Origin of the sequence: Hymenobacter chitinivorans DSM 11115 (genome assembly GCF_002797555.1) — a bacterium.
Taxonomy (GTDB): domain Bacteria; phylum Bacteroidota; class Bacteroidia; order Cytophagales; family Hymenobacteraceae; genus Hymenobacter; species Hymenobacter chitinivorans.
Map to the genome: position 1 here is coordinate 2,077,155 of NZ_PGFA01000001.1, position 25,596 is coordinate 2,102,750.

Annotated in this window: 20 protein-coding genes; 7 read left to right on the forward strand and 13 right to left on the reverse strand. The window is 63.3% G+C overall.

The window, feature by feature from the left end; translation table 11 throughout:
• Positions 1 to 30 precede the first annotated feature (30 nt).
• Positions 31 to 666, reverse strand: coding sequence for an LON peptidase substrate-binding domain-containing protein (locus CLV45_RS08785; protein WP_100335984.1), 636 nt, complete (start codon positions 664 to 666; stop codon positions 31 to 33).
• 137 nt (positions 667 to 803) lie between these two features.
• Here CLV45_RS08785 and mtgA point away from each other — a divergent pair, with 137 nt between their 5' ends.
• Positions 804 to 1,547, forward strand: coding sequence for a monofunctional biosynthetic peptidoglycan transglycosylase (gene mtgA, locus CLV45_RS08790; protein ID WP_245882808.1), 744 nt, complete (start codon positions 804 to 806; stop codon positions 1,545 to 1,547).
• 31 nt (positions 1,548 to 1,578) lie between these two features.
• Complete coding sequence (locus CLV45_RS08795) at positions 1,579 to 2,061, forward strand: YybH family protein (RefSeq protein ID WP_100335986.1); 483 nt, start codon at positions 1,579 to 1,581, stop codon at positions 2,059 to 2,061.
• Between the two features lie 232 nt (positions 2,062 to 2,293).
• Here CLV45_RS08795 and CLV45_RS08800 read toward each other — a convergent pair whose 3' ends face one another.
• The gene (locus tag CLV45_RS08800) at positions 2,294 to 3,424 is read right to left on the reverse strand and encodes an App1 family protein (RefSeq protein WP_100335987.1); all 1,131 of its coding nucleotides are present in this window, start codon (positions 3,422 to 3,424) and stop codon (positions 2,294 to 2,296) included.
• Between the two features lie 142 nt (positions 3,425 to 3,566).
• Positions 3,567 to 4,385 carry a M48 family metalloprotease gene (locus CLV45_RS08805; RefSeq protein ID WP_100335988.1) on the reverse strand — a complete coding sequence of 273 codons (819 nt, stop codon included), beginning with the start codon at positions 4,383 to 4,385 and terminating at the stop codon, positions 3,567 to 3,569.
• Positions 4,386 to 4,766: 381 nt separating this feature from the next.
• Here CLV45_RS08805 and CLV45_RS08810 point away from each other — a divergent pair, with 381 nt between their 5' ends.
• The gene (locus CLV45_RS08810) at positions 4,767 to 5,888 is read left to right on the forward strand and encodes a DNA topoisomerase IB (RefSeq protein ID WP_100335989.1); all 1,122 of its coding nucleotides are present in this window, start codon (positions 4,767 to 4,769) and stop codon (positions 5,886 to 5,888) included.
• 72 nt (positions 5,889 to 5,960) lie between these two features.
• On the opposite strand, the gene CLV45_RS08815 is transcribed toward CLV45_RS08810, so the two are convergent.
• Positions 5,961 to 7,550 (reverse strand): hypothetical protein, encoded by a 1,590-nt coding sequence (locus CLV45_RS08815; protein ID WP_100335990.1) that lies wholly within the window; start codon positions 7,548 to 7,550, stop codon positions 5,961 to 5,963.
• A gap of 150 nt (positions 7,551 to 7,700) precedes the next feature.
• On the opposite strand from CLV45_RS08815, the gene CLV45_RS08820 reads away from it, so the two are divergent.
• A complete protein-coding gene (locus CLV45_RS08820) occupies positions 7,701 to 9,314 on the forward strand; it encodes a hypothetical protein (protein ID WP_157807382.1) in 1,614 nt (537 codons plus the stop codon).
• A gap of 8 nt (positions 9,315 to 9,322) precedes the next feature.
• On the opposite strand, the gene CLV45_RS08825 is transcribed toward CLV45_RS08820, so the two are convergent.
• The 5 genes from CLV45_RS08825 to CLV45_RS08845 all read right to left on the reverse strand — a co-directional run bounded on the left by CLV45_RS08825 (position 9,323) and on the right by CLV45_RS08845 (position 14,174).
• A complete protein-coding gene (locus tag CLV45_RS08825; protein WP_100335992.1) occupies positions 9,323 to 9,781 on the reverse strand; it encodes a hypothetical protein in 459 nt (152 codons plus the stop codon).
• Between the two features lie 170 nt (positions 9,782 to 9,951).
• Entirely contained in the window at positions 9,952 to 10,368 is a 417-nt protein-coding gene (locus CLV45_RS08830; RefSeq protein ID WP_100335993.1) for a hypothetical protein, read from the reverse strand.
• A 165-nt stretch (positions 10,369 to 10,533) separates the two neighbouring features.
• Complete coding sequence (locus tag CLV45_RS08835; protein ID WP_100335994.1) at positions 10,534 to 12,054, reverse strand: exonuclease domain-containing protein; 1,521 nt, start codon at positions 12,052 to 12,054, stop codon at positions 10,534 to 10,536.
• Between the two features lie 246 nt (positions 12,055 to 12,300).
• A complete protein-coding gene (locus tag CLV45_RS08840) occupies positions 12,301 to 12,771 on the reverse strand; it encodes a ferritin-like domain-containing protein (protein WP_100335995.1) in 471 nt (156 codons plus the stop codon).
• A gap of 209 nt (positions 12,772 to 12,980) precedes the next feature.
• Positions 12,981 to 14,174, reverse strand: a complete 1,194-nt coding sequence (locus CLV45_RS08845) for an AI-2E family transporter (protein WP_100335996.1) — start codon at positions 14,172 to 14,174, stop codon at positions 12,981 to 12,983.
• Positions 14,175 to 14,370: 196 nt separating this feature from the next.
• Here CLV45_RS08845 and CLV45_RS08850 point away from each other — a divergent pair, with 196 nt between their 5' ends.
• Together CLV45_RS08850 and CLV45_RS08855 are read left to right on the forward strand one after the other, a co-directional pair.
• The gene (locus CLV45_RS08850; RefSeq protein WP_100335997.1) at positions 14,371 to 16,296 is read left to right on the forward strand and encodes a DNA topoisomerase IV subunit B; all 1,926 of its coding nucleotides are present in this window, start codon (positions 14,371 to 14,373) and stop codon (positions 16,294 to 16,296) included.
• Between the two features lie 171 nt (positions 16,297 to 16,467).
• Positions 16,468 to 18,252, forward strand: a complete 1,785-nt coding sequence (locus tag CLV45_RS08855; RefSeq protein WP_100335998.1) for an NHL repeat-containing protein — start codon at positions 16,468 to 16,470, stop codon at positions 18,250 to 18,252.
• 312 nt (positions 18,253 to 18,564) lie between these two features.
• Here CLV45_RS08855 and CLV45_RS08860 read toward each other — a convergent pair whose 3' ends face one another.
• Both CLV45_RS08860 and CLV45_RS08870 read right to left on the reverse strand, forming a co-directional pair.
• Entirely contained in the window at positions 18,565 to 19,257 is a 693-nt protein-coding gene (locus CLV45_RS08860) for a hypothetical protein (protein WP_100335999.1), read from the reverse strand.
• 499 nt (positions 19,258 to 19,756) lie between these two features.
• A complete protein-coding gene (locus CLV45_RS08870; RefSeq protein ID WP_100336001.1) occupies positions 19,757 to 20,875 on the reverse strand; it encodes a hypothetical protein in 1,119 nt (372 codons plus the stop codon).
• 259 nt (positions 20,876 to 21,134) lie between these two features.
• On the opposite strand from CLV45_RS08870, the gene CLV45_RS08875 reads away from it, so the two are divergent.
• Entirely contained in the window at positions 21,135 to 21,332 is a 198-nt protein-coding gene (locus tag CLV45_RS08875) for a hypothetical protein (RefSeq protein ID WP_100336002.1), read from the forward strand.
• A 74-nt stretch (positions 21,333 to 21,406) separates the two neighbouring features.
• Here the strand turns inward: CLV45_RS08875 and CLV45_RS08880 are convergent, their stop codons facing one another.
• Positions 21,407 to 22,327: a pirin family protein gene (locus CLV45_RS08880; RefSeq protein WP_100336003.1), complete on the reverse strand. Its 921-nt coding sequence runs from the start codon at positions 22,325 to 22,327 to the stop codon at positions 21,407 to 21,409.
• Between the two features lie 132 nt (positions 22,328 to 22,459).
• Positions 22,460 to 25,438, reverse strand: coding sequence for a fibronectin type III domain-containing protein (locus tag CLV45_RS08885; RefSeq protein ID WP_100336004.1), 2,979 nt, complete (start codon positions 25,436 to 25,438; stop codon positions 22,460 to 22,462).
• Positions 25,439 to 25,596 lie beyond the last annotated feature (158 nt).

Genomic DNA, 25,596 nt, shown 5'->3' on the forward strand with positions numbered 1-25,596 from the left:
GAATGAGCCGCGGGCAAGGTGGGGGCCAGCTTAGAAATTCGGCGGCGTCAGGTTCTTGAAGTGGCCGTTGAGCCGGGCGCGGTCTTTGAGCCGCTCGGTTTCCATAATGACCGGCAGAATATTTTCCAGGTGCTCCAATACGATTTCCTGCCTTTCCTGCTCACTGGTAGTGGCCAGCAGCTGGTATTCCTGCTCGGTGGTCAGGCCCAGGTTGTGGGCCACGTCGTAGATGCGGTAGGCGGGTGGCAAGTCCACGAAGAGCTTGCGCAGGCCCAGGGCCGTGTACAGCTGCTGCACGTACTCGGTGATGCGCCCTTTCAGGATTTCGTCGTAGCCGGGGTCGTCGGTGATTTCCTCGACGGTGCCGGCGGCGTAGAGCTTGCCGGGGGCCTGGCGGTGAAAATCCCGGATGCGGAACACGCCCAGAGCCTTGGTCCGAATATCCATCTCGCCGTTTTCGTACTGCTTGTCGATGCCCACGAGCCGCATTTCGGTGCCCAGCTCACTGACCCCGTCGTTGAGGTAGGGCGGAATGCCAAACGTGCCGCCCGATTCCACGCAGTCGTGGACGAGCTGGCGGTAGCGGGGCTCGAAGATGTGCAGGTTGAGTTTTTCGCCGGGAAAAACGACCAGGTTCAGCGGAAACAGGGCTAACAGACGGGGCATACAGACAGAACAGGGAAATCAACAAAAAGTACGGCGAAATGCCCGGCGGGTACGGCGGCGCGGGCACAATTCCGCTATTTTTGCCCGCCGGGCCCGTCCTGGGCCTTCCAAACACGAATCAGCACAACCCGCAACGAGTGGCGAATTATTCCCGGTATTGGCGCCAGGCCTGGCGCATTGGCCTGCAGGTGGTAGCCGCCCTGTTCCTGACTTCCATTGCCTGGGTGCTGGTGTACCGCTGGGTGTCGCCGCCGGCTACCTGGCTTATGCTGGAGCGCCGGGCCCACGCCCCGGTGGGCAAGGGCTACTACGGCATCCGGGAAGACGGCCGCCGCATCAGCTACGACTTCAAGGGCCTGGATGAAGTGTCGCCCCACGTGCCCCTGGCCCTGATTGCGGCCGAAGACCAGCTGTTCCTCAAGCACCACGGCTTCGATTTCAACGCCCTGCAACGCGCCGTGAAAACCAACATGCAAGACGGTCACAAGCTGGTGGGCGGCAGCACGATTTCGCAGCAGGTGGCCAAAAATGTGTTCTTGTGGCACGGCCGCAGCTACGTGCGCAAGGCCGCCGAGGCCTATTTCACCATGCTTATCGAGCTGCTCTGGAACAAGCGCCGCATCATGGAAATGTATTTGAGCGTGGCCGAAATGGGCGACTGTACCTTCGGGGTAGAAGCAGCTTCCCAGCGCTATTTTCACAAGCCCGCCAGCCGGGTAACGCCGGCCGAAGCGGCTTTGCTGGCCGGCGTGCTGCCCAACCCGCTGCGGTTTCGGGCCAGCAACCCCGGCCCCGCCGCCCGGGCCAAGCAGCGCCGGGTGATGCGCAACATGCGCCGTCTGGGCGGCACTACCTACGTGCGCGAGCTAATCGAAGACTAAACCGTTCCGGCCCTCATACCCTGCCCAACCCATGAAAAAGCTGCTCCTCCTCGTTGCCCTCGGCACTTCGCTCACCGCCTGCAACCACGCGCCGGACCAACCCGAGCAAACAGCCCAGCCGGAGCAGGCCCAGGTACCGCGCCCCGAGCAGGTGCGCCGCGCCATCCGGCAGGTGCTGGCCACGCAGTCGGCCGCCTGGAACCGCGGCGACCTGACGAGCTTCATGCAGGGCTACTGGCAGTCCGATTCCCTGGTGTTCATCGGCAAGAGCGGCCTGACGTACGGCTGGCAGCCCACGCTCGACAACTACCGCCGCAGCTACCCCGGCGCGGCCGGCATGGGCCAACTCACCTTCTCCAACCTGGGCATCACCCCGCTGGGCACCGAAGTGGCCCAAGTAGTAGGCCGCTGGCACCTAGCCCGCCCCACCGCCGGCGACCTAAGCGGCCATTTCCTGCTCATCTTCCGCCGCCTCAACAACCAGTGGGTTATCGTCGCCGACCACTCTAGTTAAGGTGCTAATGTGGGTGAATGTGAGAAATGACAAGACATGTCATGGCGAGGCGCAGCCGTGGCAATCCGTCCGCTGAAACGGGCCGAGCCTTCTAACGTGAAAAGCCCTTTCCTACAAGTGATAGAAAAGGGCTTTCTGGTGAAAGAGCGTTGGTCAGTAGCAGAAGGACGGATTGTTTCGCTCTGCTCGCAAGGACACATTCTCCACATTCCGCACATTAATCATTAGCACCTTAACTCTCGTCTTTTTGCTTTTCCTCGACGACGGCAGGAATGGCTTCGGTGAAGATCAGGCCGTTGCGGGCGGCGTGCTCGGCGGCCTGCACCGTGTCCTGCACTAGCAGCATCTCCACTTTGTCGCCGCGCAGCTCCTCGGATACCTTTTCGACCAGCGTGGCGCGGTCGGGGCGGAGCACGTCGCGGATGTAGATGGCCAGGATGCGGCCCGGATGGCGGCGCACTACTTCGCGGTAGATATTAGCATCTTCCTGCCCACTGTCGCCGATGAGCACGAAGGGCAGGGTGGGGTAGGTGAGCAGGATGTTGTCGATTTCCTGGAGCTTGTGCCCGTGGTGCTCCGAAGGGTCCTTGGCCGACTTGCGCACCACGGCAAAGTCGCGCAGTAGCAGCGGCCCGGGCGGAATCTGGTTCAGGTTCAGGAAGTCCTCCAGCAGGTCGTAGAGGTTCCAGGGGCTGCTGCTAACGTAGAAAAACGGGTTGTTGCGCTTGCCGTTGCGGCCCAGCTGCAAGGCCCGGTAAAACTCGGCCACGCCCTTGAAGGGCAGGCGGGAGCGGGCATTGCGCAGCAGCACGGTGCGGGCCATGCGCAGCAAATCGGTGGCCGAGGTCTGAATCACGGTGTCGTCCAGGTCGCTAATGATGCCGTACTCGGCGTCGGCGGGCGGAATCAGCACCGGGGCCTGGGCCCGGAGCCCGGCCGGCAACGTGAGCGGCTGGGGCACGGCCTGCAGCAGCACTTCCACCGGGTACCACATGTAGTTGATGGGCTCGGGCAACACCCGGGGTTCCAGGTTCAGGGAAAAATAGCCCTCATCGTCGGTCACGACCAGGTGCTCCGACTTATCGGCCGGGCGCACCAGCAGCTGGGCGCCGGCAATTTCGTTGCTTTCAAAGCGCCGGTACATATCCAGCAGGTTGTGCCAGCGCGAGTCGGTCGGGTTGGGTTCCCCGATGCCTTTATCGGTGAGCAGGCGGCCTTTCACGTAGAGCCGGGTGGGCGTGCCGTAGCTGCGGTAGGGTACAATCTGAAGCGGGTCGAGCAGGCCCAGGCGGGTGCGGGCCCGCAGAATCAGGTCGTCGGCTTTTTCGGCCCAGTCGCCGAGTTTGTCAAGTAGTGGAGCCATAGGTACGGGCAAAGAAAGCAAGCTATTTGCAAACGGCTTACGCAGGGAGGCCGGGCCGAAGTTGCCAATGGCCCTGGGTAGCACCCAATAAAAAGGCCCGCTACGTACGCAGCGGGCCTTAAACAGACAGCAGAAGAGCCGGTTAGGGCAGCACCCGCTTCAGCGTCGCCAGGTTGGCATCCGACTCGGTGGACTTCTGGCAGCTCAACTCCTTCGCCTTATTCTGGATGGCGGCAATGCGGTTGTCGGGGTCGGGGTGGGTGCTCAAAAAGGCGGGCGGGTTGGTAGCGCCCTCGCTCTGGGCCTTGATGAAGAACCCGGCGGCGCCGTCGCAGGTATAGGGCGTGCTTTGCAGGTAGATAACCGAGTACTGGTCGGCCTCGCTTTCCGCGTCGCGGCTAAACTTGAGCTGGCCCAGACCGGCGGCAATCTGCGCCAGCTGGTTGGGGTTGTTGCCCAGTACCAAACTCAGCAGAATATCAATGCCGTACTGGGTCTGGAGCTGCTTGGAGGTGTGGCGCCGGTCGGCGTGGGCAATTTCGTGGCCCAGCACCCCAGCCAGCTGCGACTCATGGTCGAGGTACTTAATCAGGCCGGTGTAGACGTAGATATGGCCGCCGGGCGTAGCAAAGGCGTTTTTCTCGTCTTTCTGCACAATCTTCACATCCCAGGCAAACTCGTTGCGGTAGGTCAGCTTGCCGTTGTTGAGCACGGTATTGACCACCTTGTCGAGGGCGTCGTAGGCCTGGGCGTTGGAGCTGCGGTCCAGCAGGCGGCCGTATTGGTTAGGGGCGACGCGCATCAGGGAGTCGGTTTGGCGGGCCACTTTGTCGCCGAGGGTAATGTCGTCCTGAACCGAGAACAGCACGACGCCGTCGCCATCTTTCGAGCAGGAAGCGGCACCCAGGGAAGCGGCAACCAAGCCAACCAGGAGCCAAGGCTTGAGGAATAAACGATGCATGAGAAAGGAAGTATGTGGTAAGGGAAGCTGGAATACTTGGGGCAAAAGAAAAAACGATGCCAAAAGTCTTCCGCCCGATACGCTCCAAAACCCGCTTCCGTTGCTTTAAGCCGCATTTTTAACCGGGACAGTCCGTTCCCGCACCGGGTTGGGCGCTGATTTTGGGCGCCTTATCCGCCCCCGGACTTATGCTGCCGCAGGTTGGCTGCAGTCCGCAAAAAACTTCCACTACCGTCATGCGGGGTGGTGCTGCCGGCATTGCCGGGTGCCAGCTTGGCCGGTCGGGCGGTCCTTGGCTAGCGTTGGGCTTACCTTCCGGCAGTTTCTGCGTAGAGAAGAACCCGCCCGGCCAACTTCGGCCGCCGGTTTCCCCGCGCTACCATGCCCACCGCTGCCCCTGCCCGCCCCAAAGTCAAGAAGAAGCACCTGCCGCCCCTGCAGGAAGCCCACGAGCTGTATAAGGACCCCGCCCGGCAGGCCGAGCTGGCCGGCCTGCGCTACCTGCCCGATACCAAAGCCGGCCTGACCCGGCAGGCCGATAAAGACGGCACCTTTTCGTACCTGAACGCCAAGGGCGAGAAAATCACCGACGAGAAAACCCTCGGCCGCATCAGCAGCTTCGTGATTCCGCCGGCCTGGACCGACGTCTGGATTGCGCCCTCGGCCAATGCCCACCTGCAGGTAACCGGCCGCGACGCCAAAGGCCGCAAGCAGTACATCTACCACCCGGCCTGGGACCAAGCCCGCAGCCTGACCAAGTTTAGCCGTCTGCGGGCCTTTGGCGACAAGCTGCCCGAGCTGCGCCAGCGGATTCAGCAGGACCTGAAGCGCCCCAAGCTGGACCGCGAAAAAGTTATTGCCCTGGTGCTCACGCTCATGGATCAATCCTTTATCCGGGTCGGCAACAAGGAGTACGCCAAGAAAAACAAGAGCTACGGCCTGACCACCCTGCGCGACCGGCACGTGCAGGTGGCCGGCGACGAAGTGCATTTTACCTTTGTGGGCAAGAAAGGCGTGCCCCACGACGTGAGCCTGCACGACCGGAAACTGGCCCGCCTGGTGCAGAAATGCAAGGAAATCCCCGGGCAGCACTTGTTTCAGTACTACGCCCCCGACGGACACCGCGCCGAGCTGGAGTCGGGCGACGTAAACGAGTACTTGCAGCAGGTCACGGGTCTGGCCCTGTCGGCCAAGGACTTCCGGACCTGGGGCGGCACCGTGAAAATGGTGGAGTGCCTGGAGTCGGTGCTGCAGCAGGAGCCGGAGCTGCCCAAGGAAAAAGTGCTCAAACGCGCCGTGAAAGACGTGGCCGCCGGCCTGGGCAACACGCCCACCGTGTGCAGCAAGTACTACATTCACCCCCAGGTGGTGGAGCTCTTCAACTCCGATAAGCTCATCGACTACCTGCGCCGCCACGACGCCGACCCTACCGAAAACGACCTGCTCACGCCCACCGAGCACATGGTGCTCGACATGCTGCAGGAAGTCGATAAAGCCGGTTGATTAATTTGAATAAAGCCCGAAAAAGGCCGCTGAATAGTTCAGCGGCCTTTTTTAATGTCTGGCAAGTCTAGGTTAATACCCTTCCCGGTCGTAGGCGTGCATCAGTACGCCGGCGGCGGTTTTGTCCTTGAAGTCGTGGCCCCGCACGATGGTGTTGCCCCGTTTGGTGTCGTAGAAATAGGTCATTTTACCCCCGCGCTGCACCCGGGAGGTATTGATAATGGCGTCCTCGTTGGGCCCACCGTACACGTCCACCCGGATGCTGCGCTTCACCTCTCCCCGGACCTCAAACAAGTCCTTGCCCCGCAGCCCGTGCAGCACAATGCGCTTGGTTTCGTTGGGGCGGAAGCTGCGCCGGTACAGCAGCGTGTCGCCGGGCGCTTTTTCGTCCTTGCCGGGAATGCGGTACACGCTCACCACCGTGGCCGTATCCGACTGCCGGTCCACCACGAAGTGCTCGGCCTGGTCAGTGCCAGCCACCGTCACGCGGCGCGCCAGCAGCCGGTAAAACGTGTCGGCGGCCTTGGGCAGGTCCTGGCGGCGGGCCCGGAGGGCGGCGGCCGTGCGGAGCCCCTCCTGGGCGTACACCGGCGCCGGAAACCGCCGCAGCGCCCGGGCCACCACCGAGTCGGTCAGGCGCTGCTGCAAGTCGCGGGCCAGGGTCTGGAACTGGGCCCGGCTGACTTCCGATAAAGCCCGCTCGTCGATGAAGCGGGCATTTTTGACCAGCCCGCCGATGTCCTCGTACTTGGGCTTGAAGGTGCGAAACTTGCGCACGGCCCAGCGCCGACTGGCCAGCCAGGGCACTAGTCCGTCGCTAAACCGGTAGAATACCTGGTCCCGGTCTTTGGGCACAGCCCGGTACAGGGTCCGGCCGGCGCGCTCGTACACGGCCCACTGCCACTGGCCCTCGTGCCGGTCCCAGTCGCCCAGCCACAGGTCCAGCAGCCGGGCCCGGGCAAAAGCCAATTGGTCAATCTGGTGGGTGGGGTCGGCGTAGCGCTGCTCCAGCATTTCGTCGCTGTCGGCCAGGTTACGGGCGGCGCCAAAGGCGGAAGTCAGGTTCGAGGGCCCCTCGTACTTTTCTTCCAGCATTACCACTTTGCCCTGAAACAGGTTTGACGACGGGCCCAGGCCGGTTTCGTCGGGCCGCACGTAGAACGGGCGCGGGTTGGTGTGCAGCACGCCGGCGGCTTCGGCCAGGGGTGGCACCACAAAGGCCCCGTACGGGTTGGCGGCCGACGTGGCATCCCGCACGATGTTGAGCACAAATGACTTGCGCATCACCTTGGGCAGGGTTTTGTACGGGTCCTTGTCGAGGGTGCGCAGGGCGTACTGCCGGCCCTGGGCGCCGTTAAGGGTGATGCTAATGCTTTGGAAGCCGCCGCCCATTTTACCCGCCGTCAGCCCACCGGCCACCGTGTGGCGCATGTCAAACACGGGCAGGGTGACGGGCGTGGCCCAGATGTGGCGGTAGTGCTTGCCCCAGAAAAAATTGTGCAGGCCTCCGCGCTGGTAATGCCGCCCCACCGTGGCGCGCACCGTGTCGGCCACGACTGGGCCAGTGGTGGCCGGCAGGCGGGCATCTGGTTGAAAGAACTGTTGCCGGACGCAGGAAACGCAGCACAAAACGGGCAGCAGCCAAAGGTAACGATAGGTCATTGAGGCGAAGAAAAAGCGAAGCTTGAGTCCTTCAACGCAGGTTCGGTGCAAAAGTGGACAGTAAGTAAGCACAACCGCTACCGGCCGCTTTGCGCTATAAGGGCGGGACTGGCTGCGGCCGGTCATTTTTTCTCCCTTTTACCCGCGCCCGTGTCCTTTCCCCCAAATGTGTGCAGCCCGACCCTGTGGGGCAGCGCCCTGCTGAGTGTGCTGCTCCTGCATTCCTGTTCGGCCCCGGCCGCCCCGGCTGGCCCGCCCCCCGTTATCGGGCCCGACTCTACGGTGCAGGTGGCCGCCGGGACCCAGTATATGCGCGGACCGGTGCACCGGTTTTTCTGGGGCAAGCACTACCGTAAGCTCTGGGCCACGCCGGTGGAAGCGCCCGTGTTTAACCTGCGCACGGCCGTACCCGGTGGCCTGACGCCGGTGCAGGAAGGTGGCAGTTTCCAAACCAAAAACCTGCGCCTGGTGGATAAAAACGGGATTCAGTACGTGTTGCGCTCCGTCGACAAAGACGCTACCAAAGCCCTGCCCGAGGGCCTGCGCGACGGGCCCATCGGCAAGCTGATGAAGGACCAGACCAGCGTCATTAACCCCTACGGAGCCTACATCGTGGCCCCGCTGGCGGCGGCGGCCGGCGTCTACCACACCAACCCGCGCCTGGTGTACGTGGCCGACGACCCGGCCCTGGGTGAATTTCGGAAGAGCTTCGCCAATGCCCTCTATCTGTTTGAGGAGCGCCCCGAGGGCGACCAGCGGGCCGTAACCAGCTTCGGCCGCTCGGCCAAGGTGGAAAGCTCCCGCAAGGTGTTTACCAGCCTGGTCACCAACAACCAGCACCGCGTGGATGCGCGCTGGTACCTGCGGGCCCGCCTCTTCGACATGTGGCTCGGCGACTGGAGCCGGCGCGAAGACCAGTGGCGCTGGGCCAGCTTTCCGGCGGCCGGCGGCGCCACCGTGTACCGGCCCATTCCGCGCGACCGGGACCATGCCTTCTTCAAGTTCGACGACGGCCTGTTTACCCACATCATCGGCTGGGTGAAGTCCAACTACCAGAGCTTCCACCAGAAAATCCGCCTCGCCGACGTGGAAGGCCTCAACCGGGCCGCCCGCCCCATGGATAAGTCGCTGCTGGTCTACCTCACGGCCCAGGACTTTCAGCAGGTCGCCGATTCAATGCAGCGCAGCCTCTCTAACGAAGTGATTCACGACGCGCTGGCGCTCTGGCCCAAAGCCGTGTATGCCGAGGCCGGGGCCGAGTTTACCGAGAACCTGCAGGGGCGGCGCGACCAGCTTAAGGCCGTGGCCGGCCGCTTCTACGAGCTGCTGGCCCGAGACGTGGAAATTCCCGGCACCGACGCGCCCGAGCGGTTTGTACTCGAGCCGACGGGCCCCGGCTTGCTGCGCGTGAGCCAGTACAGCCTGCGCGCCGGCCGCCCCGACAGCCTGGTGGGCCAGCGCACCTTCGATTACCGCCAGACCCACTCCATCAAGGTATTTGGCTTGGGCGGCAATGACGTGTTTGAGCTGCGGGGCCTGCCTGACCACCGCTTCGCCATCGGCATCTACGACGGGGCCGGCCAGGATGTAGTAGAGCTAAAAACCACGGCGGACACGGGCAAAACCCCGACTTCCGTGATGGTCTACGACAGCGGCGACGGCAATACGATTACAGTAGCCAAGCCCGTGAAGGTGGAAGCCTACGTGCCCGCCGCTACCGAGTTCGACGCGGCCGGCTGGCTGCTCCGGCACCGGCTGTTTTAGGCCACCGTCTATGCTACCTGCCCGATCTGCCGGTCGGGGCCGCCGGCGCTGCGCAACCAGTCTTCCGCCGCCTGCGCGTCTTCGAAGTAGCGGATGGTCAGGGGCGTTTCGGCCAGCTGCTGCACCATGTGCTGGGTACTTTGCTGGCTGAGCACGTCGTAGGCCTGCACGATGGCGCAGTAGCGGTAACCGGCCTCGCGCATGGCCCGCGGGGCCCAATTTTGGGTTAACCACTCCCGCTCGGCGGCCAGCACCGGCGGCATCAGCTGGTGGTCGGTCAGAATTTTGCAGAGGCCCCGGCTGCTGAGTAAGGTCAAAACCTGCTCGTAGACGGTGCGCAAGGCGGCGCTGGTAATCGGCACGGGGTGCCAGTCGATGCGGGCGTAGCCGTGGGCGTGTTCCATAATGGTGGCCAAGTCGTTGTGGTAGTATAAGGACGCGTCGGCGGGATAGCGCAAATCAGCCATGGGTGGGGCAGCTAAAGCAGGATAGGGAAACGGATAGTTGCACTAGCTGGGAGCAGTGGGCGGGAAAGCAGATCGGAGCACTATAATACGGCTAATAGTTAAGTTTCAGCCGCAAGCCACACTTTAATTTTGCGTCAATTATTACGGTTCCCGGGGCCGGGCTGGGCCACTCAGGGTTGAAAGGCAAAGGCCGCCGTCCGGATCCAGCGCCGGGCCGCCTCGGTATTGATAAAGTAGGCCGTGCTCAGCGGAGCCAGTCCGTTGGCCCGCTGCATCACGTGGGTTACACCCTGCCGGTTCAGCACGTCGTCCGACTCGACGACGGCCATGTGCAGAATATCGAGCCGGGCAAAGCGCGGAAACCAGTCGTTGTTGATCCAATCCTGATCCTGGGGCCGAATCACGCGCATCTGCTTAAGGTTGCCAATCCAGGCCCGCACGTGGTACTGCTGGGCCAGGGTGAGGCCGGCATTCAGGCCCTGGCGCAGCTCCGAGCTGTTGGCAAAGTCCAGCCATTCGAGCTCAATGGCGTGGGCAAATCCATCGTAGTGAATCTGCAGGAAAGGGGCGTTAAACAAGGTTTGCATGGAGTGGCAACAGAGTACGGGAGAGAGGAAAAGCAGCGCGCGGGGCGTTGAATATAGAGAAACCCGTATCAGAACTTTAAGCTCAACAGTGAAAGATCCAACCTCCTTAAACGACCAGGCCCACTCCGGATAGAAGCGGGCCTGAGGCGTGCTAAAACGTTAGGCTTACTTAAAAACCTTGACTTTGTCCTTGTGCTTGGTGCGCAGATACTGCCGGATGATCTGTTGCACATCCTTGTTGTCGTTATACCGGGTAATGGCCTCCTTGAAGTCATTCAGCTTGCGGGCCGAGAAGTCCCCATCTACGTAGCCAAACCCCAGGTAGCGGCCGTGCTCGACCACCACAATCGTCTTTTCATCTTCACGCCGGCCCTTGCCGATGATAACAAAGGAGCCGTGCTCGTAGGTAAAGCTCTCAATGGCTTCCTCCACGCGCTTGTTGTACTCCTCCGGGGCTTCCAGGCCCAGGCAGGCGCCCTTGCAGCGGTGCACCTGGTAGTCGAAGCAGGAGCCGTTGGTTTTGTACAGGTCACAAAGCTTCTGACACAGGTTGAACTTGGCCACCTTGTGAAACAGGAAGCCCTTGGCCTTGTACTGGTTGCCCAGCGCAATCAGCGGGTGGGACTCGGCGTGGTCGTCGGCCCGGCCGTAATAGAGGCGCTTGTAGCCGTTTTCATCGGTGCGCAGGAAGATGCCGGCCGGAAACACCGAGCGGCGCTGGGCCCGGTTGTAGAGCGGCTTCATCCGCTTGATTTCGGCCGACTCGTAGAGCAACGCCACCAGCTCCGAGCCCGTCAGCTCCCAGGTAATATCGGAAATACTGTTCTTGAACTCCAGCGACTTGCGCGACTTATAGTCGACGGCGAAGTGCTGCTGAATCCGCTTGTAGATGTTGATGCTCTTGCCGACGTAGATAACCTCGCCCTGCTCGTTGTGGAAGTAGTAAACCCCGGCTTCCTGGGGCAGGGAGGCTACTTTCTCGGGCGTGATATTGGGGGGCAGCAACGCCGTGCGAATGGCTTCCTGCACGGCCGCTACCCGTCGGGGGCTGGGCTGCTTGGTCGTTGCCGCGCCGGCCGGCGCGGCGGTGGCCGAAGCCGCCCGCTTGGGGCGGCCCGCCGGCGCCAGCGCGTCCACGGAAGCCAGCGTGTCGGCCGCCGATACGGTCGGGTTGCGCAGGGCCTCGTCCTGCTGGCTGATTTTGAGCAGCCGGTCAAATAGAATGGCCGTGGCGGCGGCGTCGCCGGCGGCGCGGTGCCGGCCCTCCAGCGGAATACCGATATTCTGGCAGAGCTTGCCCAGGCTGTAGCTCGGCTGCCCCGGAATCAGGGAGCGGCTCAGGCGCACGGTGCACAGGGTTTTGCGCGAGTAGTTGTAGCCCAGGTCGGCAAACTCCTTCTTCATAAAGGAGTAGTCGAAGCGCACGTTGTGGGCCACGAACACGCAGCCCTCGGTCAGCTCCACAATCTTGCGGGCCACCTCGTGAAACTTAGGCGCGTCGCGCACCATGTCGTCGGTAATGCCGGTGAGCTGGGTGATGAAAAAGGGAATCGGCCGGCCCGGATTGACGAGCGTGCTGTATTGGTCAACGACTTTGTCGCCGTCGTGAATAAAAATGGCTACTTCCGTGATGCGGTCCTGGGTAGGCTGCCCTCCGGTAGTTTCAAGGTCAATGATGGCGTACAAAAGCGGCGCGGATTCAGGTAAACGAAGATGCTAATACGATTGGTAACAAAGATAACACCCGCGAAGGTTGCAAGCCGGGAAGTTTGCGCCGAACCAGCGGGAGCCGGCAGGAAAGTTGGGCTAGGTACGAGAGGGGGCAGGCGGGCAGATTGGCCGCGGAAACTAAAATGCTACCCCAGGCTGTAGAAACCAAAAAAGCCCGCCGGATGGGCGGGCTTTTCTAAGTGCTCTGACTTGGCGATAAGTCTAGCGGCTGCCTTTCTGCTGGGTAATCCAGTTTTTGGCCGACAGGATTTCGCTGTGCTGCTGCTCGATGACGGTACGGGCCTGAACCGGAATTTCCTGCGACTTCAGGGCCGTTTCGTAGGCCGAGAGCGCCGTGGCGTCGCCGGTTTCGCACTCGCCCAGAATGGCCGAGTCGTCCTGGCCCGTAATGGCCGACTTGATGTTAATCCAGCCGCGGTGCACGGCGGCGGCGGCATCGGCTACCACGCCCTCGATGGTGTTGCCATCCTGGGGGTTGATGCCAATCTGCTGGGCCTGCTGGGTGAGCTGCGACACGAACTGGGCCCGCTGCTGGCTCAGCTCGCTCAGCTTCGACTTCAAATCGGGGCTGCTCACGCCTTCGGCGGCTTCCTGGTAGCCTTTGGCGGCCGTTTTGTTGATTTCTACGAGGTCGTTATACGCGCGGGCGGTTTCTCCGGTGATAGTTGCCATAAGACAAGAAAAGTTTAGGTGGAAATAAGAGTTCAGAAGGCCAGCCCCGGGGGGCCGACTGCACTTTTATACCCTGAGCCGGACAGTAGGGTTGCCAAAAAGATGTTATAAAATTTAGGTGGGGTTGATTGATACCAAGACCCATAGGCCAAAAAATACCCCGCCGACCAAGGCCAGCGGGGTAGGCAATAGCGCCAAAAAAGCGTGGGTTAGTTGGCCGTATTGGGCTTGCGGCCCAGCAGCCGGTCCCACCAGCTGAGCTCCTTGTTTTTGTCTTTGTCGGGCTTGGTGGAGTCTTCACCCTCGGCCGTGTCGCCGAGCAAAAAGCCCCAGGGCTCGGTGGCTTTGTTGGCGTCGAGCACCACCTTGATAACGGCCATAATCGGGATGCTCAGAATCATGCCCGGCGTGCCCCACAGCTCGTTGCCCAGAATCAGGGCAAGGATGGCGGCCAGCGGGTTGATGCTCACCTGGGAGCCGGTAATCATGGGCGTAATGAAGTTGCCTTCCAGAAACTGCACGAAGACAAACACGCCAATAACGCCGGCCGCGTGCAATGGGGAGCCGGTTTCGACCAGGGTAATAATGGCCGGAATAGTGGCCCCAATCATAATGCCGATGTAGGGAATGACGGCCAGCACCGAGGCGAAAATGGCGAAGAAGATGGCAAACTTCACGCCCAGGGCCAGCAGCCCGATGCCGTTGAGCACGGCCACGATGACAATAACCTTGAGCAAACCCGAAATGTAGGCCTGCACCACGGTCTGGATGTTGTCCACGGTGTGCAGCACCACGGTGCGCTTGTCGGGGGCCACGAAGCGGAACATGAACTGCCGCAGATGGTCCCGGTAGAGCAGCAAGCAGAAGATGTAAATCAGCACCTGGGCCAGGTTGCTCAACGCCGAAGTCGTCGTGTTCAGCGTGGTGCCCAGGTAGGTGCCGCCCGACTTTTTGAGGGCCTTCACCGTCGACTCCTTGACTTCCTCAATGCTCATCGGCTTGTAGCCAAACCGCTGGTGGGCCCACTCCTGGGCCTGGTTGAAGAACTCCATGGTCTTGGTCTGCAGCTTGGGAATCTCGTCCTTGAACTGGGTGAGCTGGGAGCCAAAGGCCAGCACGATGCCGGCAAAAATGACGATGAGCAGCAGCAGGCACAGAATAATGGCCCAGATGCGCCCCAGGCCCTTGGCTTCGAGCCAGCGGCAGATGGGCAGCAGCAGCAGGGTAAAGACCCCGGCAAAGGCCAGGGGCAGCAGCACGTCGTCCAGCACTCTGAGGGCATACACCAGCAGCACCCCGGCCAGCAGGATGAAGGTAAACTGAACAATCGGGCGCTGCTGTACCTCGGGCTGGGGCTTATGACCGGAAGGCGGCAAATGATGTTGGGTAGCGGGAGGGAGCATGTTGCTAATTAAATTGGAAGGGCGAGAGAGGGGTAAAGACGGGCTTGCAGGGCGTTTGTTCAGTTTTTGGGTGAACCTTACCCGGCGGTTTTAGGTTGTGAAGAACGTTTTTGCTAACTTTAGTAGCGAAAACAAGACGCGGAAAACCTCGATTTTCTGCGTTATTTTACCTCAAATTTGATTTGCGAAAAGTACAATGGCTGACGAAGAACTACCCATCGCCGCAATTCCCGACCACGGCTACACCGAGGACAGCATCCGCTCTCTGGACTGGCGCGAGCATATCCGGCTGCGGCCCGGCATGTACATCGGTAAGCTCGGCGACGGTTCCGCTTACGACGATGGCATCTACGTGTTGGTAAAAGAAGTTATCGACAACTCCATCGACGAGCACGTGATGGGCCACGGCCGCACCATCGACATCAAGATTTCCGATAGCCGGGTGCAGGTGCGCGACTACGGCCGCGGCATTCCGCTGGGCAAAGTAGTGGATGTGGTCAGTAAGATTAATACGGGCGGCAAATATGACTCGAAAGTCTTCCAGAAGTCTGTAGGCTTAAACGGGGTCGGTACCAAAGCGGTTAACGCCCTGAGCAACTACTTCCTGGTGCAGAGCGTGCGCGAGGGCCAGATGAAGTCGGCCGAATTTGAGCGCGGCATCCTCAAGCAGGACCCCAAGCCGGTCAAAACCAGCCAGCGCAACGGCACGCTGATGGTGTTCCAGCCCGACGACTCCATTTTCAAGAACTACCGCTTCATCCCGGAGTACCTCGAAAACCAGATCTGGAACTACGTCTACCTCAACGCGGGGCTGACCATCAACTTCAACGGCCAGAAGTACTACTCCGAAAACGGCCTGCTCGACCTGCTTTCCCGCAAAGCCGACGCCGAGACGGTCCGCTACCCCATCATCCACCTCAAGGGCCCCGACATTGAGGTGGCCATGACCCACGGCAACGACTACGGCGAGGAATACTACTCCTTCGTCAACGGGCAGTATACCACCCAGGGCGGTACCCACCTGGCCGCCTTCCGGGAGGCCGTGGTCAAGACCGTGCGGGAACACTACAAGAAGGAGTACGACGCGGCCGACATCCGGGCCAGCATCGTGGCCGCCATTTCGGTGCGGGTGCAGGAGCCCGTGTTCGAATCCCAGACCAAAACCAAGCTGGGTTCCATTAACATGGGCGAGGACGGGCCCACCGTGCGGGGCTACATCCTGGACTTCCTCAAGGAGCACCTCGACAACTACCTGCACAAGAACCCGGCCGTGGCCGAGGCCCTCAAGAAGCGCATCGAGCAGAGCGAGCGGGAGCGCAAGGACATGGCCGGGGTGAAAAAGCTGGCCAACCAGCGCGCCAAGAAAGCTAACCTCCACAACCGCAAGCTGCGCGACTGCCGCTTCCACCTCGGCGAGGGCAAGCAGGAAGCCGAAGCCCTGACCACGCTCTTCATCACCGAGGGCGACTCGGCCTCGGGCTCCATTACCAAAAGCCGCAACGTGGAAACCGAAGCCGTCTTCAGCCTGCGCGGCAAGCCCCTGAACTGCTTCGGGCTCAAGAAGAAAATCGTCTACGAAAACGAGGAGCTCAACCTGCTCCAGCACGCCCTCAACATCGAGGAAGGCATCGAGGGGCTGCGCTACAACCGCGTCGTTATTGCCACCGACGCCGACGTGGACGGCATGCACATCCGCCTGCTGCTGCTGACCTTCTTTTTGCAGTTCTTCCCCGACCTCGTGCGCAACGGCCACGTCTTTATCCTGGAAACCCCGCTCTTCCGGGTGCGCAACAAGAAGACCACCATCTACTGCTACAACGAGCAGGAAAAGCAGGAGGCCATGCGCAAGCTGGGCCGCAACCCCGAAATCACCCGCTTTAAGGGCCTGGGCGAAATCAGCCCCGACGAGTTCGGCAAGTTCATCGGCGACAACATCAAGCTGGAGCCCGTCATTCTGCAGTCCGACCGCTCGATTCAGCAGGTGCTCACCTACTACATGGGCAAGAACACCCCCGCCCGCCAGGAATTCATCATCGACAACCTGCGCCTGGAGAAAGACCTGGTAACCTCCGACGTGCTGCCCGTGAGCGAAGTAGCCGAGGAAGACCTGGCCTTCGCCTAACCGCCGCCTTATGCTGGTATTCCAACCGCCCCCGTGCCCTCCGGCGCGGGGGCGGTTTTGTGTAAAGCCCTGAACTCTGTACTAGGGTTGAATAATGCCCGGAAAGAAAATAGTTTTGCGGCTATACTGCGCGGTGCAGCGCGCAGGACTCTACCCGTTTTCCCGTCCGCTATGAAACACACGTTTACCGCGCTTTTCCTCTTGTTATTGGCCGCCCCGGCCGCCCTGGCCCAGTCGGTGGGCGTGGGTACCAACACGCCAGACCCCTCGGCGGCCCTCGACGTGAAGTCCAGCAGCCAGGGCCTGCTCACGCCCCGCCTCACGGCGGCCCAGCGCGGGGCCATCAGCAACCCGGCCAAGGGCCTGCTCGTGTACCAGACCGACGGCACGCCCGGCTACTACTACTTCAGCGGCAGCAACTGGGTCAACCTGACCACCAACGCGGCCCCCGACGCGGCCGGCAACCTGCCCCTGCCGCTGACCTACGCCACCTCGACCACCCTGGCCGGGAGCAGCCAGGGCTTCGTCGATGGTCCCGTGGCCACGGCCAAGTTTGACAACCCCACCGGCATTACCGTGGACGCCCGCGGGGTGGTCTACGTGTCCGACACCGACAACCACGCCATTCGCCTGATCAGCCCCGCCGGTATCGTCAGCACCCTGGCCGGCAACGGCAGCGCCGGCAACGTGGACGCCACCGGCGCGGCCGCCCGCTTTAGCTCGCCCGTGGGCATTGCCGTCGATGCCCAGGGCACGGTGTACGTGGCCGACCAGAACAACCATAAAATCAGGATGATAACCCCCGGCGGGGTGGTAAGTACCCTGGCCGGCACGGGCACGGCCGGGGCCGCCGACGGCCCGGCCGCCAGCGCCCAGTTCAGCAGCCCGTCGGGCGTGGCGGTGGCGCCCGACGGCACGGTGTACGTGGCCGACAAGGGCAACCACAAAATCCGCCAGATCCGCAACGGGCAGGTCACGACCCTGGCCGGGACGGGCACCGCGGGCCGCGTGGATGGCGCCCCAGGCACGGCCCAGTTCAACCAGCCCACCGGCATTGCCCTCGACGGCGGCGGCACCCTCTATATCGCCGACCAGGGCTCCTTTACCGTCCGCATCCTTCGCGGTGGGCAGGTAGCCACGCTGGCCGGCTCCGGCCTGAACGGCGACCTGGATGGCCCGGCCGGCTCGGCCCGCTTTAGAAGCCCCACGGGCGTAGCCGTCGATGCCCGGGGCAACGTGTACGTGGCCGACATGCTCAACCAAAAAATCCGCCTGATCAGCCCCGACGGGCAGGTGTCCACGTTTGCGGGCTCCGGGGGGGCCGGGGCCACGAACGGCACCGGGCCCCAAATTACCTTTTACCTACCCTTCAGCGTGGCCGTCGATGCCCGGGGCACGGTGTACGTGGCCGAGGACGGCACCTTCATCCTGCGCCGTATCGGCGGGCCCTACTACGAGCTGCCCACCGCATCCTCCGTGCCCACCCTGAGTGTGAGCGGCCAAACGCTCAGCCTCAGCGGCAGCAACAGCGTGACCCTGCCCGCCGGGGCCGACAACCTGGGCAACCACACCGCCACCACCACCGTGCGGCTCAACAACAACTGGCTCAGCAACGACGGCGGTAACGAGGGGGTGCGCATCGCCAACAACGGCAACGTTGGCATCGGCACGGCCACGCCCCTGCGCAAGCTCGACGTGAACGGCACCGTCCGCCAAAGCGTCTTTTCCAACCCCCTGACCCTGAACGCCGGCGTCAACGGCCACTTCACCTGGTTTCACAATATGGGCTACAAGCCCACGCTGATGATTTCGGTGGACCAGTCCGGCGGGGGCGGGGGCGAGTTCATCTCCGTCAGCTACGACAACATCGACAACAACTCCACCGACATCTGGGTCCGCAACGCCCAGGGCAGCGGCCAGGCCACCTTCACCCTCCGCTGGATCGTGGTGGATTAGGTGGTAGTGGTTAGTTGTCAGGTGGTAGTTGTCAGTTGTCAGACCTATCATCCTGAGCTTGCGAAGGACCTTCCTCACCTGAGTGACACGCTTAATTAATTGTAAAAAGCCCTTTACCGCACTCGTGGTAAAGGGCTTTTGCGCGTTGGGACTGCCTGCAGTGGGGTAGGTGAGGAAGGTCCTTCGGCTGCGCCTCAGGAGGACAGGTCTACCAACGACCAACGGACACCTCTCACTCCTCAAGCACGCGGCCCCGCCCGAAGCTTCGGGCGGGGCCGCGTGGTAACAGGCGCACCGGTCGTCGGCAGGGCCTTAGGCGGCGGGTTTGGCGGGCACTCTGGCTTCCGTGGCCGGGGCGTCGTAAATCACGTAGTCCTGGTGCTTGCTCACGTCGGTTTGCACGAAGGCGGCTTTGCCCGCTTCGCAAAGGGCCACCAGCTCGTCGTAGAGGGTGTTGCCGGCCGAGAGGCGCTGCTGGGTAGCCCCGCCGGCCCCCGATTCGGCGTCGTGCTGCTCGCCCACGGTCGTGAGCAGGGCGGCATTTTCGGCTTCGAGCTGGCTCAGGTCGGTGGCGGTGAGGCCCTTGGCGGCGTAGGTGCCCAGGGTGGCCCGGCCCACGCGCACCACCCGCACCAGGCCCAGGTACAGGTCGCCGTCGGAGGCCGAGTTCAGCCCGCTGCTGCCGAAAGCCTTGTACTGCGGCGTCCGGTCGTTGTGCACCAGGTTCACCATGCCCATAATGCGCTGCATGGTGCCCAGGGCGGCGGTGCGGGCGGCCTCCTTGGCCAGGGTAGCGGTTGCGGCCCGCTGCACGCCCTCAGTTTCGGTGGGCAGGGCCACGAAGGCCGCCGTCAGGGCCTGTAGCGCGTCGAGGCGGGCCGGCGTCACGGCGTAGCGGGCCAGGGCCGCCACGTCGCGGCGCAGGTAGCCCAGCTTCTCGTTGGCGGTACTCACCAAATCGGGCTGGGACATATTGTAATGGGCAATTTCTGCTTTCTTTTTCATGGATAAGTAAAAGAGGATAAAACCATAGCTGCCAGCCCGGTGCGCTCCGCCAGCGGCCCCTTAAGCTGCACAATAAACCAGAGCTTTGCAACTACCCGATTTCCTGCCGCCGTGCCCGCCCGCAACCTAGCCGCGAGGCTCCGGAACCTCGGCTGCAGCCTCCCAAACCCACGCGTGCCCCTTCGAAGCCGCTGCCCCTGCCTCCGCAGCTTCGGCGGCGGCTTTCGAAGTCTTTCCAAGTACCTATGAAACCTCGGCGCGAGCGTATGAAACGTCAGCGCGTGCATTTATTCAAGCTAAAAAGCGCCTTGGTAGGGCGTAGAAAGGGTTTTGAACGAAAAAGGAAGGAAGTGGCTCAGTAGCGGACAGCCACGGCACGAATGCCGCTGCTACTACCCGCCACCGCACGGGCCGACCCCGCAATGCGGCTGCAACCCCAGGGCCAGGTCGGCTACGTGGCGGCGGTACTAAAGTGGGGGGCGGTACGTCGGTAGCCAGCTTAGAAATCCAGGTCGTCGGGCTCGCCCAGGGCGCGGCGGCCTTCCCGGATGATTTCCTGCTGCCAGTCGAAGTGGGTGGCGGCCCGCTTGCGGCGGCGGCGCTCCGCCACCGGGGCCTGGCGAATCCCGAGCTGCTCCCGCTGGCAGTACGCGTCGTAGACGTGGGGCAGGGCGGCGCGCACCTGGTCCAGGTAGTAGCGGTTGGAGGCCTCGATGATGCCCTGGCGCCAGTCGGCGTGGGCCTGAATCGGGACCAGACCGGGGCCGGCATCCTTGAGCCGTTCCAGGGCCACCTCCAGGTCAGTGTCGTCGTTGCCCTCCAGGCGCTCAGCCATTTGCAGCTTGGCTTCGAACTGCCGCAGGTTGACGGCCGGCTCGAAGCGGCGCAGCCACTCGCGGGCCAGGTCGTCGAATTCCGCGCCGTAGGTGGGCACGTGGGGCCGCGGGTCGGCGGCAGCGGCGGGCGGGGGCGGGTTGCGGCGGCGTTGCTCGGCGCGGGCCGCCATTTCGTAGTGCGCTTCCTGCTCGCCGCGCGGGTCGGGGAGCTGGCGCAGGTAGCCGGTACCCCGGTGCTGGTCCCAGAACTGGGTAAACTCCGTCAGGTCCTGCTGCTCGTCCCAGTCGGCGTCGCGCATGTGGGGGTAGCGGCGGTGCAGCCAGAAGTCGTGGGTCGGATTGCCCAGGTCCAGCGCGTCGGGCTCATCGCTCTCGGCCAGGAAGGCATCGAGCACGGCTACTTCGTCGTCGCTGATGGGCGAGAGCACCGGGCAGGCCTGAATATCGTCGTGCCAATCCTCGAAATTACTGGAGAGCTGGGCCCCGGGGACGGCTACCAGCCCGGCCCGCCACTGGCATTCGAGGTCGAAGAGCTTCTGGTGCTGAAGCAGCCAGAGGGCCTCGGCGGCGGCTTTGTCGTGTTGGTGGAGCAGGTATTCCAGGCTGGCCTCGTAGTTCTTGCCGTGGTGGTGCAGCTCGTGGAGCAGCTGGGCGTAGCTTTTCAGGCAGGACTCGTGAAACAGCGGATGGTAGCGCTGGAGCCATTCGTGCAGGCGCGGGTCGGCCAGGACTTCGTCTTCGGAGCGGGGGGTAGCAGGGGGCTGATTGGAGTCGGCGGACATAGCGTTACGGATAAGCGGGACTAGAATGGGGGCGGGTACTATAGCCGGAATATAGCGAATGGACAGCATACTGGCCAGCCGTTGCGGCCCCGGCGGCCGGCCAGATTTCATCGACCGGCAGGGGAGGTTTCAACGCCAATTTTCCGGGGTTCGTCCAAACCCGCAACATCTTTATGCGATACCGCCGTATACCTGCAGCTTCGTTCTTTGTAGTACGTCCCGCGCGGTGCGGGGCCTTGCTCTTTCCTACCTCACACCTATGGCTTCAACCCTACCTTCTTACGGCGCGGCCTCGTCCCGCCACTCCGACACTTCCACTGCCTCCCCCTGGCGCCAGCGGGCCATGGGCTGGCTCCTGCTCCTGGTGCTGCTGGGCCTGCTGGTAACCAGCCGCCACCTCAAAGCCGGGAACTCGCCGGAAAGCCGGTCAGCCTTTTCCTTGGGTTGGGGCAAATAGCCCCGGAGGCCGAACAGTAAACGAGCCGCCTTCAGCATGCTGAAGGCGGCTCGTTTACTGTTCGGCCCGGCTGACTACGACAAGGGCTCGGGTGCGGCCGACGCCGAAGAGGCCGGCCGCGACTTATCCTGGGGCAGGGGAATGAATTCGTGGTTGTCGGTGGGCGGCAGGGCAATGCGGCCGGCGGCCCAGTCGGCCTTGGCCTGCTCGATGCGCTCCTTGCGCGAGGACACGAAGTTCCACCAGATAAAGCGGGGGCCCAGCTGCTCGCCGCCCAGCAGCATGAGCGTGGTGGTTTCACGGGCAATAATCACGGGGTCTTGCCCGGGGGTAAAGACCAGCAGCTGCCCGGCCGAGTAGAAGTGGCCGGCTACCTCAATCTGGCCCTTGGCTACGTAGGCCCCGCGCTCCGGGTGGCCCTGGGGCAGGCCAAAGCGGGTGCCGGGCTGCAGCACCACGTGCAGGTAGAACAGGGGGGAGTGGGTTTGCACGCCGTTGCGCAGGCCGTAGGCGTCGCCGGCAATGAGGCGCATCCACACGCCCGGCTCGGTGAAGATGGGCAGCTCGTGGGGCTGGTAGTTGGTAAACGTGGGGGCCGTTTCCTCGTCGGCCTCGGGCAACGCCACCCAGGTTTGAATCATTTCCAGCTGCCCGCCGGCCAGGGTGGCCGGGTCCTCAAACCGCTCGGAGTGGGCAATGCCGCTGCCGGCCGTCATCCAGTTCACCTCCCCGGGCCGGATAATCTGCTCCACGCCCAGACTGTCGCGGTGCATCACCTGGCCGCCAAACAGGTAGCTCACCGTACTCAGCCCGATGTGGGGGTGGGGCAGCACGTCGAGGCTCTGGAGCTGGGTGGCCGGCACGCGCACCGGGCCGGCGTGGTCCATAAAGATGAAGGGCCCCACCATGCGCCGCTCCCGGAAGGGTAAAATGCGCTTCACGTCGAAGCCGGCGCTGATGGACGCCTGGCGGGCGTTGATTACTAAGTCGAGCATAGGAAAAGCAGTGTAGAGCGAGAGGAGAAGCCGCAAGATGGGTTTCTTGTTTGAAACGCAAACGACCCGGCCCCGCTGATCCTGGCAAGGACCAACGGGGCCGGGTCGTTGGGCCGGCCGGCGGCGCCGGGGCTATTCCACCCGCAGGCGCTTGGTAACCACTCCCTGGGGCGTGGCGAGCTGCAGACTATACAGGCCCGGGGCTACCGTGCGCAGGTCCACAGGGCGCGGACCGGCGGTGGGGGCCAGCTCCAGGCGGCGCACCGTTTGGCCCAGCGGGTTTAGCAGGGTGGCCGTCAGTGGGGCGCGGTGCAGCTCGGCGGGCAAAGCCAGCAGGGCCGTGCCGTGGGCCGGGTTGGGGTACAGGGCTACCTGGCGGCTCAGGGCGGCCGGGGCGGCGGCCAGTATTTCGGTGCGGGTAAACAGCAGGGAGAAGCGCTGCACGGCCGCCGTGCTCAGCGTGAACGGGTAGGTTGGCTGCCGGCTCAGGTCCTGGGTAGTGCCCGTCAGCGCGTCGCGCAGGTACAGGTAGGTGCCGGCGGGCAGGTTCAGGCGCTGCGAAGCCGTGAGCGTGTAGGTGCCCGGGCCGGGGCCCTGCACGTCGAGCGGCAGCGTAACGTCGGCCGCGCCCAGGGCGGGCAGGCCGCTGATGGACAAGGGCTGCGCGCCGCTGAAGGCCAGGAAAGGCACGCCGCTGGTGGGCAGCTTGTAGGCATCAAACCTCCGGTCGAAGCTCTCGGTGGCGCCCGTCTGAAAGTAGGCCGTGGCCACGTCGGCCGGGCCGGTGCTGCCGGCCAGGGTGAGCTGCACCAGGGGCCGGGTTTCGGGCGTGGCCGCGGGCGGGTTGGCCGGGTCGTAGTAGTCGAGCAGGCGGGCGGCCTGGGTGAAGGCCACGCTGCCCGGGGTGCTGGCCGCACTGACCCGCACGAAAAAGGCCTGGCCCGGCAGCAGGTAGCGCGGCCCGCCCACGCCATTGACGTAGCTCTGGTAGGTGCCCGTGGTGGCGCTGGCCGGCTGGTACACGTACACGGCCGCGTCGAGCCCGGTTGTTGTAGCGGCCGTGGCCACCACGCTCCAGTCCAGGGCGGCGGCATACGGGTTGCCCAGTAAATGGTAGCCCGACTGCGGCAGCGTGGCCCGGGTCAGGCTGCCGCGGACGATGGTAGAGAAGTTCAGCGGCCCGGTGACGGCCACCGTGGCCACTCCCGGAGCATTGAGGCGGTAGCCCAGGCCCGGTACGAAGGTTTCGGTCAGGGCCGTGGGCGAGGCAAACCCCCGCTCGAAGTCAGCAAAGCCGTCCGCGTTGGTACTGATGCGGCTCTGGTCGTAGCCAAACACCGTGGGAAAGGGCGTGACGGTGCCCGGCGTGGCGCTGGTGTTGTAGTCGGCATTCACCACCGGCACGAAGCCCGGGGCCGCCAGCTGGGCCAGGGTAGCCGAGCGCACCGGGGCGGCGTAGTAGGAGCGGCCCGGGCCGCTGAGTTGCTGCTCCACCGTCACCGGGCCATTGATGAAGCTGTCGGGGTCGCGCACCACCTGGCCCCCGGCCAGCACCCGCAAGGTCCCGGTGTTTCCTACCAGCACCAGGCTGTTCTGGGTGGCTTTGAGCAGGCGCCGCACGCTGACCGGGGCATCAATGACCAGCTCGTCGGCCACGCTTAGCTCGCCTATGGTCAGGTTTTGCAGGGTGGTAGGGGCCGTGCCATTCACTGCGTGCAGGCCCTCGCCAAAGGCCAGGGTACTGCTCGGCGCCAGCGTGAGCGTGGCTCCGTTGTTGGTCAAATCGCCGCCCACTGAAAGAGTGGAGCCGGCGCCCTGCACCACGGTACTGGTAGCCGGCAGCAGCACCGTGCCCTTGAGGGTGAGGCGGGCCGCCGGGTCCAGGGTCAGCGTGGCACCCGCTTGCAGGGTGAGGGCGCCGGCCACCTGGGTGCCGGTTACCACGGGCTGCCGGGTGCCGGCTGGGATGGTAACGTCGGTGGTCGGCGAAGGCAACGTGCCGCTGCTCCAGTTGCCGGCCGCATTCCAGGCCGTGCTCACGGCCCCGGTCCAGGTGACCGTGGTGTTGGGCAGGGGCGGCGTGTTCAGGTATACTGGGTTCGGCGTGGTCGACAGCGCCCCGTTGGTGCAGTTGCTGTAAATCGTTACCTCGTAGGTGGCCCCCGGGTCCAGGCCGGTCAGCAGGATGGGGGATGCGGTGCCAGTAGTCGTCAGAATGGGACCCGCTGCCCGGTTGGAATAGGTTACCTGGTAATTGCTGTTACCCGCCGCCGGCACAAAGCTCACGCTGGCCGTGGTGGGCGAAGTGGGAGTAGCGGCCAGGCCCGTGGGTGGGGGGCAGGGCGTGGGCGGCGTGAAGGTGTAGAATTGGCCGGTGGCGGGCCGCTGGTTTATCGTATTGGTCGATACCGTGCTGCTAATGGTGGGCGCGGCCGAGGCGTCGCTTAGCGACAAAAACGTGCTGCTGCTGCCCGCCAGCCCGATGGTGGCCGAGAGCCGGCTGGCCGGGCCCGGCACCCCCGAGCCCGGCCGGTAGCGGTACTGAATGACGCCCGTGGCTTCAAACAGGTGGATTTGAAACGAGATGATGGAAGTGGGGGAATTGGGACTGTTGCCGGGCCAGCCCCAGTTGCGCCACTCCATGACCAGCTCCCGGTTGGGTGCCGTGCCCAGCGTGGCGTAAATCGCCGAGCTGCCCGGGACTACGTCCAGATCGTCCCAGAAAGGCGCCAGCAGCGGCGGCGTTACTACGTTGCCCATCAGACTGTTGTCGTCGGGGTTGTTGGGGTTGCGGGCAAAGTTGCTCAGGCTGAGCCAGCCGTCGGACGAAACGACGAACTCGGTGTAGGTGTTGCCTTCAAAAACGAAGGGAAAGCCGATTGGGTAGGGGCGGGAAGCATTATTGTCCTGCATAATGTCCTGGGCAAACCCGCTGACGTTGGTCAGGTCGGCGTAGGTGCCCGAGCTGGCCATGAAGGTGTAGGCCCGGGCCGGCAGCAGCTGGGCGTGTGCTTCCGGGAGCTGGCTCAGGCTCAGCAGCAACAAAATGGCCAGCCTGCGGCCCCAGTTCGGTAAGGAGTTGATGGCCAGAATGAATAAACGTTTATGCATGACTAGATAGATAGGAGTGCAAGGATAGCTAAAGGTAGATATTGACGCGGGTATAGTTCAGTTTACTCCGTTAAAAGTCAAAAAATAACGTTGCCCAACTCCCGCCGCCTACGCCACGCTGGTTTTGGGGCCACGGGCAGTAACTAGTCTTTGCACTT